Here is a 12,733-nt window from a genome sequence, read left to right as displayed (position 1 = left end):
ACCCTGCCGCGGCTAGACTTGCGGTTCGTCGCCGAGGAGCTCGATTTGATGATTGGCCAGACCGAGCAGACCCCCGAGCAAACTCGGGACCGCGGCGGGCTCTCGGTCACCCAGCAGGCGCTCGACGCCCAGACCGCGCTCCTCCCCTATGCGCTCGCCGTCTTCTCGGTCAGCTTACCGGCCTATGTCTGGGCCGGCTCGCATGCCGAGAACGCGGTCTGGATGAGCGGGACCTTCGCCATCTTCGCCGCCGCCTGGGGCGCCTTCTACGCCGTGGTCAACTGGCTGAAGCGGCCGGAGGCCCGGACCAATCTGGCGCTGCGCGGACGGCTCCAGATCCTCAGCGGCCTGCTGTGGGCCGCCGCCGTCGCCCAGATGTCGGCCTTCGCCGATGGGGCCGGCCTGGCGCGTGAGCCCCTGCTGCTTGTCTCCTTGGCCGCCGCGATCGTGGTGATCTTCTTCGCGGCGTCCTGGTTGCCCAGCCTGCTGATTCTGGGATCTGCCGCGGTGGCCGGCCCGCTGTTCTTCCTCTTCTCCAGGGCCGAGACGCGTGAGCTGGCGAATATCGCCTGGGGCGCGGTGGCGCTGGCCATGGCGCTCGCCCTCATCGTCAATCGCATCTTGCGCAGCCAGTTCGCCCTGGCCGTGGAGCGCGAGGCGCTGATCGCCGACCGCGCCGGGATGGTGGACGCGGCCAACAAGCTGGCCCGGTCCAAGTCCGACCTGGTGGCCACGCTGAGCCACGAGATCCGCAACGGCCTGACCGGCGTCGCCCACGTGCTGTCGGCGGCGGTCGGCCACAATGGGCGCTCGGCTCCCTCGCGCGAACAGCTCGCCGCGGCCCTGGACGCCGCCAACGACCTGATCTCGGTGCTGAACACCACGCTGGATTCCGAGACCGCCGAAGCCGGACGGCTTTCGGTGGACACCCGCCCTTTCGATCCGGTCGCCCTGATCCGCGACCTGGTGCTGCTCAACCGGCCCAACGCCTCGGCCAAGGGACTGGAGATCAACCTGCACGTCTCTCCCGAACTGGCCATGGCCGAACGCGGCGCCGCGATCGCCGACGTGCATCGGGCCCGCCAGATCCTCGCCAACCTGCTGGGCAACGCGCTCAAGTTCACCGTCCGCGGCCGCGTCGAGGCGCGGATCGAACTGACGGCCTCGGGACGCCTGGCTGTCGAGATCGCCGACACCGGTCCGGGACTGGCCGCCGACGAGCTGGAGCGCGCCTTCGAACCCTTCAACCGCATCGAACGGACCAGCGCCGGCACCTCCGGCGCGGGGCTCGGCCTGTCATTGTCGCGCCAGCTCGCGCGGCTGATGGGCGGCGATCTCACCGGCCACAGCGCGGTCGGCGTCGGCTCCTGCTTCCGGCTCGAACTGCCCTACGACGTCAACGCCCTGCCCGACCGTGACGGCCAGGCCCCCGAAGGCGCCGCTCCGGCCGCCGTGGAGCGCCACGCCCTGCGGGTGCTGATCGCCGAGGACGATGCGCTCAACGCCGCCATGCTCCGCGCGGTGATCGAGCAACTGGGCCACCAGGTGGTGCACGCCATCGACGGCCGCCGCGCGGTGGACCTGTCAAAGGTCTGCGAATTCGACCTGCTGATGATCGACGGGCGGATGCCCAACATGGACGGCCCGGCGGCCATCGCCGCGATCCGCACCCTGGACGGTCCCATGCGCCACGTTCCGATCGTCGCGGTGATCGGGGGCGACGCCGCCGAGGCCATGGAATGCACCCAGGCCGGCGCCGATGCGGTGCTGCGCAAGCCGGTCAGCGTCGGGGCGGTGGCCCGCGCGGTGGCCGACGCCATCGCCGTGGAACGCGACGAGCCGCAGATCCGCGTCGTCGCCTGAGTTCGGCTCGGCCGAGCGCCCTTGAGGCGCCCTCCCCCAGCGGTCACTATGGCCGAAAAGGTCGGGAGGGATATGCGTGGTTCTCAAGGGTCTGAAGGTCGTCGAGTTCGCCTCCTACATCGCCGCGCCCGGCGCCGCCGGGGTCATGGCCGACTGGGGCGCGGAGGTGATCAAGGTCGAGCGACCGCAGGGCGACCCGATGCGTCACGTCTTCGCCGACGCCAAGAGCGAGATCTCGATCAACCCGACCTTCGACCTGGACAACCGAGGCAAGCGTGCTGTGGTCCTGGACGTCTCCAAGCCGGAGGGCCGCGACGCCCTGGCCCGGCTGGCGGCCGAGGCCGACGTCTTCCTGACCAATGTGCGGCCGGCCTCGCTGAAGCGCGCCGGGTTGGACGATGTGACCCTGCGCGCGGCCAATCCGCGCCTGGTCTATGCCGTGGTCACCGGCTACGGCCTTGAGGGGCCGGACGCCCACCTACCCGGCTTTGACGTCACCGCCTTCTGGTCGCGGGCCGGGGTGGCGCGGATGCACGCGCCCAAGGGCCAGGACCCGCACATCCTGCGCACGGGTGTCGGCGATCACATGACCTCGCTGGCGACCGTCTCGGCCATCCTGGCCGCGCTCTACGAGCGTGAACGGTCGGGCGAGGGCCGGCTGGTGCAGACCTCGCTGCTGGCCACCGGGGTCTATGCGGTCAGTTCGGACCTGGCGGTGCAACTGGCCCTGGGCAAGCTCGCCTCCAACCGGCCGCGCAGCGACCCCTTCGATCCGGTGGCCAACTTCTACAAGAGCCGCGACGAGCGCTGGTTCGTGCTCAACCCGCGCGGCGCGTCCAAGGACTTCGCATTGATCACGGAGGCCTGCGGCCGACCGGAACTGGCCGCCGACGAACGCTTCGCGTCGGGCAAGCTGCGCCGGGTCAACAACCGCGCCCTGGTCGCCGAGTTCGACGCGGCCTTCGGCGCCCTGGACTTCGAGGAGATCGCCGGCCGGCTCAACGCCGCCGACCTGGTCTGGGCGCCCGTCCAGACCCCGGCCGAGGTCGCGGCGGACCCGCAGGTCCAGGCCGCCGGGGCTATCGTCGAGGTGGAGGACGGCCACGGCGGAACCTTCCGCTCGCCGGCCGCGCCTGCGCGCTTCCCGGGCGCCGACTTGGACCGCCGCCCCGCCTCGCCGGGCCTTGGCCAGCACACCCACGAGGTCCTGACCGAACTCGGCTACTCGGCCGTGCAGATCGAGGCGATGGTCGCGGCTGGCGCGGCGGTCTAGCTCGACTTGTCGCGGGCCTCGGTCAGGACGCGGAGCATCTCGCTGGAGAACATCGAACCGCTCAGCCGCGAGCTGACGCTGGCGCCGGCGTCGTCGCGGGACTGGGAACCGCGCAGGATGATCTCGACCAGGGCGTCCTGGTCGCGCTGGACCGCGCTCTGGCGCGCCGAGGCGTATTGGATGAAGCCGCCCTGGGGTTCGGGCGTCGCGGCCGGGCGATCCACTGCCCTGCCAGAGCCGCCGGTCTTGGTCAGGTTGGCGTAGACCTCGGCCACGGTGGCCGCGCGGCCGTCGCGGTAGAAGATCGAGCGGTTGGCGCCCGCCGCGTCGGGGAAGATGCTGGCGGCGCTGGCGCCTGGTCGGGTGCGCATGGCCTCGATCAACCGCGCCGAACCCTGCGGGCCCAGGAAGTGGGCGGCGTAGAGCTCGCCCGCCGTCGGCGTGCGGCCTGTGCGGCCCTTGAGATAGGAAGCGTGGTCGGAGGTGAGTTCCCCCGCCATCAGCGAGGCCGCGTGCGGGTCCATCCGCAGGTCCATCACCGCCTTGCGCGCCTCGGCGCCGCTGACGCGGTAGCGCCCGTCCGAGCCCTTCTGGATCAGTTCGGCGTAGCGAGCGTAGCCGTACTTGGCGCCGTGCTGTTTGAGGGTTGAGAGCCAGGTCTGCTCCACGAACTGGAAGAGGCCCGCGGCCGACGACGACGAGGCCTTGGCCTTGGGATTGTAGCCGCTCTCACGGGCGGCCGTGCCCATGAGGAAGCTGAAATCCACGCCCGTCGCATTGGACGCGCGTTGGATCGCGGCTTCGACGACGCCCCGGATTCCATGGATGGCCATGGTCCCTGGTTTGCGCCGACATGGTTAACGCCCCGCTAACCATACCGCGACCTGAGCGCGCACTATTGCGGCTTGAAAGCGTCACCGTTCGGCTTCCCCAAGGTCAAGGTCCGGCCACGATCCCGGCGCGACCTTTGTGTCGGTGACGAAACAAACAAAGGGAGGTTTCCATGGTCATCCGTCAGGCTCTTCCGGTCTTCGCGGGCCGCACAGGATCGGGGCGCAGGCGCTCACCCAAGGTGACGATGGCGATCGCCGCCTCGATCGCGGTCCATGCCGGGCTGGTGGTCTATCTCGCGGCCAAGACCTGGACCCCGCCGGACGTCGTCGAACTGCCGGAGGGACCGATCATCGAGGTCCAGACCGTGACCCTGCCCAAAACGCCGATCGAGGCGCCGAAGCTGTCTCCCCCCGCCATCCAGCCCCGCGTTTCCGTGCCGACACCCTTCCCGACCCCGACACCCATCCCGATCGAGCCGACCCCGCTACCGCAGCCGATCCAGCCCGATCCGCCGATCCTTGCAGCGCCCGCGCCGACGCCGGTCATTCGGACGGTGATCCAACCGTCCTGGCTCAGCAAACCCGGCGCTCGGGAGTTCGCCCGATTCTATCCGGACTCGGCCTTGCGCCGGGAAGTCGGCGGCCTGGCCATGTTGAGCTGCACCGTCAGCGCGGCGGGCACGCTGGGGGGATGCCAGGTGGTCAGCGAGACTCCGGTGGGCGAAGGCTTCGGCCGCGCCGCGCTCCGGCTCGCCCCCTACTTCAAGATGCGACCGCAAACCGCCGACGGACACCCCGTGGACGGCGGCCAGGTGCGCATCCCCGTGCGGTTCGGGGTGGGGTGATCGGCCTGGACACGCGGTCCCCGCTTCACGCTAGAGGCGGGGACCCGTCACCTTCAGGATCGCCATGAAGCTTCCCTTTCCATCCTACCTGGGCCGGGCGTTCTTCGGCGTCCGCGACGCCGAGACCTTTTTCAAGCACCGCGACGCGCTGATCGGGGAGTTCGTACATCCCTCGGGGGTGTTCGCGGCCGACAACCTGATCACCTGGAGCAAGACGCTCGGCTTCCTGCGCGATCCGGCCTTTGGCGAAGCGATCAACCGCAACACCCGGACGGGACCGGAGCGCGGCACCCTGTGGCGGATTTCGACCCTGGTCTGGGCGGCGAAGCAGACCTCGCACCTGGACGGCGATTTCGTCGAATGCGCCTGCTATCGCGGCAGTTCGGCGCGCACCGTCGCCGACCTCGTGGACATCTCGACCCGCCGCTATTTCCTCTACGACCTGTTCGAGCACGACGAGGCCATGCCGCACCACTCCATGGCGGAGCATTCAGCGACGCTCTACGACGAGGTGCGCGCCCGTTTCCCTGAACCCAATGTGATCATCACCAAGGGCCGGGTTCCTGACAGCCTGTCCGAGGCGGCGCCCGAGCGCATCGCTTTCATGCACCTGGACCTCAACAACGCCAAGGCTGAGATCAGCGCCCTTGAGGTCCTATGGGATCGCATTCTGCCCGGCGGCGTCCTGGTCCTCGATGACTTCGGCTGGGCGCCCTACATCGCCCAGCATGCCCTCGAGACCGAGTGGTTCGCCAAGCGCGGTCACGCGATCCTGGAGATGCCCACCGGCCAGGGCCTGGTCATCAAGCACGCCTAGTAGCTCTTGGGCAGGCCCAGCACCCGCTCGGCGATGTAGTTCAGCACCATCTCGCGGCTGATCGGCGCGATGCGGGCGATCATGGCCTCGCGGAAATAGCGCTCCACGTCGAACTCCTTGGCGTAGCCCATGCCGCCATGGGCCAGGACCGCGGCCTCGCAGGCGTTGAAGCCGGCCTCTCCGCCCAGGTACTTGGCCGCATTGGCCTCGGCCCCGCAGTCGCGGCCGGCGTCGTAGAGGGCCGCGGCCTTGAAGGCCATCAGGTTGGCGGCCTCCAACTCCACCCAGGCCTTGGCCAGGGGATGGGCGACGCCCTGGTTCTGGCCGATGGGCCGGCCGAACACGATCCGCTCCTTGGCGTAGGTCGCTGCTCGCGCCAGGGCCGCGCGGCCCAGGCCCACGGCCTCAGCGCCGAACAGCACCCGCTCGGGGTTCAGCCCCTCCAGTAGGTAATAGAATCCCCTGCCCTCCTCGCCGATCAGGCTGTCGGCGGGGATCTCCAGATTGTCGATGAAGACCTGGTTCGACTCCACCGCCTTGCGGCCCATCTTGGGGATCGGCTTGGCCTCGATCTTGGTCCGGTCGAAGTCGATGTAGAACAGGCTCAAGCCCTGGGTGGACTTGGTCACCTGGTCGCGCGGGGTGGTGCGCGCGATGATCAGCATCTTGTTGGCGCGCTGCGCCGAGGTCGTCCAGGTCTTGCGGCCCTGCAGGACGTAGCCGTCATTGGTCCGCGTGGCCTTGGTGGTCAGGCTGGTGGTGTCGAGGCCCGCGTCGGGTTCGGTGATGCCGATGCACATCTTGTCCTGCCCGGCGATCAGCCGGGGGATGTGGCGGCGCTTCTGCTCGTCGCTGCCGAACTTCACGATGGGCATTGGGCCGAAGATGTTCAGGTGCAGGGCGCTGGCGCCGGAGAACCCCGCCCCCGACTGGGCCACCGCCTGCATCATCACCGCCGCCTCAGTGAGGCCCAGGCCCGAGCCGCCCAGCTCGACGGGCATGGCGGCGCCCAGCCAGCCGGCCTCGACCATGGCGGCGACGAAGGCCTCGGGGAACTCGCCGGTCTCGTCGGTCCGGCGCCAGTAGTCGGCGTCGAACCGGGCGCAGAGGCGCGCGACGCTCTCGCCGATGGCCTCCTGCTCCTGCGTCAGCCAAAACCCCGTCACTTCGCCTCCCCAGGCACGCTGAACCGAGAAGGGTCCAGCCGCTGGGCATAGGGCGCGGCCTCCCCTTCCGTCACGCAAGCCGCGATGATCCGGGCCGCCAGAGGCGCCAGCAGCCAGCCGTTGCGCCGCGCCCCCACCGCCAACAGGACGCCGTGATGACGGCCGCGCCCGACCATGGGCAGGCCGTCGGCGGTGGCCGCACGCACGCCGGCGGCGGCGCTGAACTCCGCCCCGGCGATCTGTGGGAACAGCCGCGCGCCAGCCACCAGCAAGGGCGAAACCTCCGCGGGCTCGATCTCGCGGTCGTCGCGGCCGGGTTGCATGGTGGCCCCGATGGTCATTGCGCCCGGGGCGGCGGTGACATAGGCGCCCTCGCCGCGCACAACGATCCCGTCATAGGCGTAGGCCCGACTGCGCAGGATATGGCCCTTGATCGGACTGAGCGCCGAAAGCTCGGGCGCGACCACGGCCAGGTCGCGCGCGGCGCCGGTGGCGACCACCAGCCAGGTTCCGCCCTCGAAGCCGCGGGCCGCCTCCTGACGGAACACCACCCCCGCCGCCGCGCAGGCCGCGCGCAGGGCGACCAGGGCGGCGCCGGCCTCGATCCGCCAATCCTCGCGGACCAGCACGCCGCGACCCCAGGCCGGGGCGAGGCCGGGCGCGAGACCTTCCAGCGCCTGGCGGGGAAGTTCGGTGGGATGCAGGCCCAGCGACCGCAGGCCCGCGTCGGCGCGCGCCAGGAAGTCGGGCTCGCCCACCGCCACGGCGCCGGCGCGGTCGACCACGATACCGATCCGCGCCTCCAGGGCCGGCCACAGGTCGCGCGCGGCCAGCATCAGGTCCAGTTGCGGCGCGGCGGTGGGGTCGAGCACGCACTCGAAGGCTGGCGCCAGCATGCCGGCGGCCACGCCCGAGGCGTTGTCCAGCGGGCCCGCGGGATCGAACACCGTCACCTCGGCCCCGGCGTCGGCCAGGGCGAGCGCGCTGGTCAGCCCCAGGGCGCCGGCGCCCGCCACCGTGATTTTCACCCGCTTGGCCATGCGCCTAACCAGCCGTCTTCGCGCACGAAATCAAGCTCGGAACGAAGGGCGCCCGCCGTTCACACGGCGGGCGCAAGGTCGTCGGAGCGCAGACCGCGCCTATTCGGCGGCGATGGAAATCGCTCGACCCCGGTCCTTGAAGTTGATCTCCTGGAGGTACTTGATCCCCTCCTCGGCGATGTCGTCCCCCACCATCTTGTCGCCCTCGGCCTTGAGCTCCTCCATGTCGACATAGGTCGCGTAGAAGGAACGGGTCCGATCGGTGATCAGGCCGGCGTTGAGCAGGGTCTTGATGAGCACCCGGAAGATGTTGGTCTGGCTCTTCAGGCGCTCGCGGCGGCGCTCGTCGTTCTGGATGAGCACCACCATCTCGGCGCGGACCCGGTCGGGGTCGAGGCCGAAGTCGGCATAGACGCCCGCCTGCTGGTTGGGCGAACCCATGTTGAACAGCAGCGACTGGAAGCAGTGGGCGGCCCAGTCCTCCACCATCTCCCTCTCATCCCGGGTCATCTTGGGGATGGTACGATCGGCCCAAATCTTCCCGAACTTGTGGTGGAAGGCCTCGTCGGTCATCACCAGTTGGAACAGCTTCTTGGCCAGCGGGTCGCGGTTGAACTGGAAACCAGCGGCGAAGGCGCCCATGGCCAGGCCTTCGACCAGCATCTGCATGCCGATGATCTTCTTATAGACCTCCGGCGCCTCGATGATGTCGACCAGGAGCTGCTTCAGCACCGCGCCGCAGGGGCGTGGGCGGCCCCAGCGGGCCTTGATGTACTTGGCGAAGGCCGTGACGTGGCGGGCCTCTTCGCGGGTCTGGTTGGCGGCGTATTCCTGGGCCCCCTGGTCCTTCAGCACGTGGCAGAGGCTGGCCGAGAGGTTCAGCGCGCCCTGTTCGCCGTGCAGGATGGAGGAGAAATTCCAAAGCGCCATCTCGTTGATGAACTTGGCCTTCTGGCCGGTCTTCTCGAGATGGTCGAGGACATAGGGCACGCCCAGCGACATGATCTGGTCGTCGGGCAGCAGGGCCTCGTTCTCCATGTCCCAGGGGGCGGAGAAATCGATGTACTTCGGGTCCAGCGGATCCCAGAAGTGATCGTGGGTCGCCGAGATGATCTTGTCGAACGCCGTCGAGCGGGCGTTGTAGCGATCGAGTTCCAGCATGGACTCGAAGTCGTTCGGAGCCACCGCGTCATACATGACGTCTTTGGTGATGTTGCCGTCGGCCATTCTTTTCCTCCCGGTACAGCAACCTGGAGGAGATTCCGGTGAACGGCGTTTGGATAGAGCGCCGTCAGTCCCGCCGGAACAGCACTTCCAGGCCCTGGATCACGTCTTCCATCAGCGGGGTCTGAGCCCCCTCCCCGCCCGCGAGCGTCATGGAGGCCGCACCGTGACCGCAGGCCCAGACGGCCAGGGCCACCTTGTACACCTGCTCCTCGGTGCGATCCTGCTGGCTGGCGGCATGGCCGATCACCTGCTTCAGCACCTCGAAGGCGCGGTCGCGCGCGGCGCCGACCTCGGGCTCCGCCAGGATCTGCGGATCGAACATCAGGCCATAGACCCCGGGCTGGCTGCGGGCGAACCCGAAATAGGCCAGGGCCGAGGCGCGGATCGGCGTGCCTTCCGGCGAGGTCGCCGCATGGCTGAGCGCCGCCTCCAGCTCGCCGAAACCCTCGGCCGCCAGGCCCGCCAGCAGGGCGTTCTTGCTGGCATAGTGGTGATAGACCGATCCCGCCGCGATGCCGGCCCGCGCCGCCAGGGCCCGCAGGTTCAGCTTGGCGATCCCGCCCTCACGCAGCAGGGTGCGGGCTTCGTCCAGCAGTTGGATGCGCAGGTTGCCCACATGGTAGCCGCGCCGGCGGCCGGAATCGGCGTCAGCCCAGGGCATCAGGCGGCCTCGCCATGGCTGGGGCCGGCCAGGTCGCAGACCAGACTGGGCAGGAAGACGAAGGGCCAGACCAACAGAGCCAGGTTGGGCAGGAACCAGCTCGGATCGAACTCCCGCAGGATCGCCCAATAGGCCACGGCCATCAGGCCGGCGACTACGGTCAGGGTCAGGGAGATCAGCGCCAGAGGCCGCCAGGTCGGGTCGCCCCGCCGCGAGGCGCGCACCGCCATCAGCCCGGTGATCGAAAAGGCCAGGTCCAGTGGGAAGAACGACCAGTTCCACGCCACCACCCTCGGGTTGTCGTACCCGGCGTACATCAGTTCGGGCGGGATCGCGATGACGCCGGCCTGGCTCAACAGGGCCAGCGACCAATAGGCCAGGAACAGGAGATCGGTAATCGCCAGGCTTAGGGCGAGGCTGCGGCTCATGGTCCAGGCTCCGGCCAATGACATGACGCATTGTCCACCGCGTTGCGGGCCAATGTCGAGACCCGCCCCGCGTCAAACTAACCGTTGATAACATAAAACCGCCTCGCTAGCCTTTGGGCAACCAGGAGACGCGAGGGGACATTCATGACCGCCGACTACAGGATCGCCATCCTGGGCGCGGGTTTCGCCGGTCTGTGCATGGGCCTCCGGCTCAAAGCCCAGGGCGAGACGTCGTTCGTGATCCTGGAGAAGGCCCACGAGGTCGGCGGCGCCTGGCGGGAGAACACCTATCCCGGCTGCGGCTGCGACATCCCCAGCCACCTCTACTCCTATTCCTTCGAGCCCAATCCCGACTGGCCGGAGGTCTATTCGGCCCAGCCCGACATCCTGGCCTACATCAAGTCCGTCGCCGAAAAGCACGGCCTTTACAGCCATCTGCGGTTCAATTCTGAAGTGACCGGCGCGTCCTGGGACGAGGCCGCTGGCTCCTGGCGCATCAGCACCGCCGACGGCGGATCGGTGACCGCCGAGGCTTTCGTCACCGCCTGGGGCCAGCTCAACCGTCCCAAGCTGCCGCCCATCGAGGGCCGCGACGACTTCGCAGGGCCTTCCTTCCATTCCGCCCGCTGGGACAGCTCGGTCGACTTGGCCGGCAAGCGGGTGGCGGTGGTCGGCAACGGGGCCAGCGCCATCCAGTTCGTGCCCGAGGTGGCCAAGCTCGCCGGCCAGCTCACCCTTTTTCAGCGCTCGCCCAACTGGATCGTGCCGCGCATGAGCCGGCCATATACGCCTGAGGAGAAGGCCCGTTTCCGCGCCGAGCCGGCGGCCATGCAGGCGGTTCGCGACGAGATCTTCGAGATGGCCGAGGCGCGGCTGGTGGCCAAGCGGGCCGGAACCCTGCCGGTCGAGGAGGTCCCCATCCCGCTGGCCCACCTGCACGCCCAGGTCGCCGATCCGGACCTACGCGCCAAGCTGACCCCGGACTACGAGGTCGGCTGCAAGCGGGTGCTGATCTCCAATGACTTCTACCCCGCCCTCACCCGCCCCAATGTGGAGCTGGTGGTCGAGGCCATTGCGTGCATGACGCCCGAGGGCGTGGTCGACGCCACGGGCCGGCTGCACGAGGCCGACGTGGTGATCTACGCGACCGGATTCGAGACCAAGTCCTTCGTCGGCGACACCGCCATCACCGGACTGAGCGGCGCAAGCCTGGGCGCGGCCTGGGCCCAGGGCCCGGAGGCCTATCTGGGGATCACCGTCGCCGGTTTCCCCAACCTTTTCTTGCTGTACGGACCCAACACCAATCTCGGCCACAACTCGATCATCTACATGATCGAAGCCCAGGTGGAATATGTGTTGCAGGCCCTCGCCCAGGGCGTGCCAGTCGCCGTGAAGGCTGAAGCCATGGTCGCCTACAACGCCCGCCTGCAGGACGATCTCGCGGTCACGCCCTGGGCCGGGAACTGCACCAGTTGGTACAAGACCCCCGAGGGCAAGATCCTCAACAACTGGCCGGGCACGGCCAGGGCCTATGCCGAGGCGGTCGCGCGCTTCGACGCGGGCGCCTATGAGGTGGTGAAGCTCCCCGAACCGGCGGAATAGGCGAGGTCCGCGCCCTCCATGGCGTAGCGCGCATATCGGAAGTCGCGGATGGCGGAGACCCGGTCGCCGGCCCAGCCCAGCAGGATGAAATAGGCGGGCTCGGACGCCTCGGGCTCCATGGCCAGGGCCGCGGGCCGCCCGTCGACGGCGCCGAGCGTCAGCCGGACCGGCGAGCCGCGCTCATAGTTGCCGAAATAGCTGCCAACATCCGAACGCCCCGCCATGCTGACGTGGTTGACCAGCTCCAGCCGGACCTCATCGGCCAGCATGTCGCGCAGGCCGTCGAAATCGCCGGCGTTGAAGCGGTCGACATAGCCGCGCAGCAGCCCAAGCTCCACCGTGGTCAGGGGACTGATCACAGCCCCTGGCTCGGCGAGCCGACGCAGGCGCGCACGCCCGCGATGCAGCGCCGCCTTCACCGAGGCCAGGCTCGCGCCCTCGATCTCGCAGATCTCGGCTAGGCTGTAGCCCAGCACATCCATCAGGACGACGGCGCTGCGCTGGGCCGGCGGCAGCGCCAGGAAGGCGCGGAGGCTGGTCGAGGCGGCGACCGCATGCGGAGCGATGGCGTCTTGCTCATCCAGGGCGACCTCGGCCCGCCGCGCGCGGCGGCGCATGATGTCGTGCGCCGCGTTCTGGGCGATCCGGAAAAGCCAACCCTCCGGATTGCCCAAGGCGGCGAGGTCCGGCGCGGCTTGCAAGGCCTTGGCCATGGCGTCTTGCACAGCGTCTTCGCCGTCGATGACCGAACCGGTCATGCGCGAGCAGTAGCGGTGCAGTTTCGGTCGAAGTTCGACCAACAACCGATCGAGGTCCGCGGTTGGCGGTCGGGCGTTCGAGAGGGGCGCGTTCAAGGGACCTCCAGGGACTCTCCACAGATGGAGACGCGCGGGCCAGGGCGAAGGATTCGCCCGCCGGAATTATTTCGCCCAGGGAATCCTGGGCCCTCGCGGCGACGTCTTGCCCATGAACCGGACG

At 69.1% G+C, this 12,733-nt stretch carries 12 protein-coding genes; 5 read left to right on the top strand and 7 right to left on the bottom strand.

Translation table 11 applies throughout. The features are described 5' to 3' along the window. Positions 1–48: 48 nt before the first annotated feature. Both Q8Q88_RS20570 and Q8Q88_RS20565 read left to right on the top strand, forming a co-directional pair. Positions 49–1,863, top strand: a complete 1,815-nt coding sequence (locus Q8Q88_RS20570) for an ATP-binding protein (protein ID WP_305677056.1) — start codon at positions 49–51, stop codon at positions 1,861–1,863. Between the two features lie 76 nt (positions 1,864–1,939). After that, the gene (locus Q8Q88_RS20565; protein ID WP_305677055.1) at positions 1,940–3,136 is read left to right on the top strand and encodes a CaiB/BaiF CoA-transferase family protein; all 1,197 of its coding nucleotides are present in this window, start codon (positions 1,940–1,942) and stop codon (positions 3,134–3,136) included. Here the strand turns inward: Q8Q88_RS20565 and Q8Q88_RS20560 are convergent. Continuing rightward, on the bottom strand, positions 3,133–3,969 hold the full coding sequence (locus Q8Q88_RS20560; RefSeq protein ID WP_305677054.1) for a transglycosylase SLT domain-containing protein: 837 nt from the start codon (positions 3,967–3,969) through the stop codon (positions 3,133–3,135). The two genes, Q8Q88_RS20565 and Q8Q88_RS20560, sit on opposite strands and share 4 nt — an antisense overlap. 170 nt (positions 3,970–4,139) lie before the next feature. Between Q8Q88_RS20560 and Q8Q88_RS20555 the strand changes: the two genes are divergently transcribed. Together Q8Q88_RS20555 and Q8Q88_RS20550 are read left to right on the top strand one after the other, a co-directional pair. Beyond that, positions 4,140–4,814, top strand: coding sequence for a TonB family protein (locus Q8Q88_RS20555; protein ID WP_305677053.1), 675 nt, complete (start codon positions 4,140–4,142; stop codon positions 4,812–4,814). 64 nt (positions 4,815–4,878) lie between these two features. Continuing rightward, positions 4,879–5,631 (top strand): TylF/MycF/NovP-related O-methyltransferase, encoded by a 753-nt coding sequence (locus Q8Q88_RS20550; protein WP_305677052.1) that lies wholly within the window; start codon positions 4,879–4,881, stop codon positions 5,629–5,631. On the opposite strand, the gene Q8Q88_RS20545 is transcribed toward Q8Q88_RS20550, so the two are convergent. The 5 genes from Q8Q88_RS20545 to Q8Q88_RS20525 form a co-directional block, all read right to left on the bottom strand. Next, positions 5,628–6,797 (bottom strand): acyl-CoA dehydrogenase family protein, encoded by a 1,170-nt coding sequence (locus tag Q8Q88_RS20545; RefSeq protein WP_305677051.1) that lies wholly within the window; start codon positions 6,795–6,797, stop codon positions 5,628–5,630. The two genes, Q8Q88_RS20550 and Q8Q88_RS20545, sit on opposite strands and share 4 nt — an antisense overlap. Next, the gene (locus Q8Q88_RS20540; RefSeq protein WP_305677050.1) at positions 6,794–7,837 is read right to left on the bottom strand and encodes an FAD-binding oxidoreductase; all 1,044 of its coding nucleotides are present in this window, start codon (positions 7,835–7,837) and stop codon (positions 6,794–6,796) included. Before Q8Q88_RS20540 ends, Q8Q88_RS20545 begins: the two co-directional genes overlap by 4 nt. A 99-nt stretch (positions 7,838–7,936) precedes the next feature. Beyond that, positions 7,937–9,064, bottom strand: coding sequence for a ferritin-like domain-containing protein (locus tag Q8Q88_RS20535; RefSeq protein ID WP_305677049.1), 1,128 nt, complete (start codon positions 9,062–9,064; stop codon positions 7,937–7,939). Positions 9,065–9,128: 64 nt separating this feature from the next. After that, the gene (locus Q8Q88_RS20530) at positions 9,129–9,725 is read right to left on the bottom strand and encodes a TetR-like C-terminal domain-containing protein (protein ID WP_305677048.1); all 597 of its coding nucleotides are present in this window, start codon (positions 9,723–9,725) and stop codon (positions 9,129–9,131) included. Beyond that, positions 9,725–10,153: a DUF5360 family protein gene (locus tag Q8Q88_RS20525; RefSeq protein WP_305677047.1), complete on the bottom strand. Its 429-nt coding sequence runs from the start codon at positions 10,151–10,153 to the stop codon at positions 9,725–9,727. The genes Q8Q88_RS20530 and Q8Q88_RS20525 overlap by 1 nt, the downstream gene beginning before the upstream one ends. A gap of 144 nt (positions 10,154–10,297) precedes the next feature. On the opposite strand from Q8Q88_RS20525, the gene Q8Q88_RS20520 reads away from it, so the two are divergent. Then, entirely contained in the window at positions 10,298–11,755 is a 1,458-nt protein-coding gene (locus Q8Q88_RS20520; RefSeq protein ID WP_305677046.1) for an NAD(P)/FAD-dependent oxidoreductase, read from the top strand. On the opposite strand, the gene Q8Q88_RS20515 is transcribed toward Q8Q88_RS20520, so the two are convergent. Further along, the gene (locus Q8Q88_RS20515; RefSeq protein WP_305677045.1) at positions 11,719–12,609 is read right to left on the bottom strand and encodes a sigma-70 family RNA polymerase sigma factor; all 891 of its coding nucleotides are present in this window, start codon (positions 12,607–12,609) and stop codon (positions 11,719–11,721) included. The two genes, Q8Q88_RS20520 and Q8Q88_RS20515, sit on opposite strands and share 37 nt — an antisense overlap. Positions 12,610–12,733 lie beyond the last annotated feature (124 nt).

Source organism: Phenylobacterium sp. (assembly GCF_030697925.1).
Classification (GTDB): domain Bacteria; phylum Pseudomonadota; class Alphaproteobacteria; order Caulobacterales; family Caulobacteraceae; genus Phenylobacterium.
The sequence above is the reverse complement of the archived record's forward strand: the minus strand, read 5'-3'. Positions and strand labels throughout refer to the sequence as shown.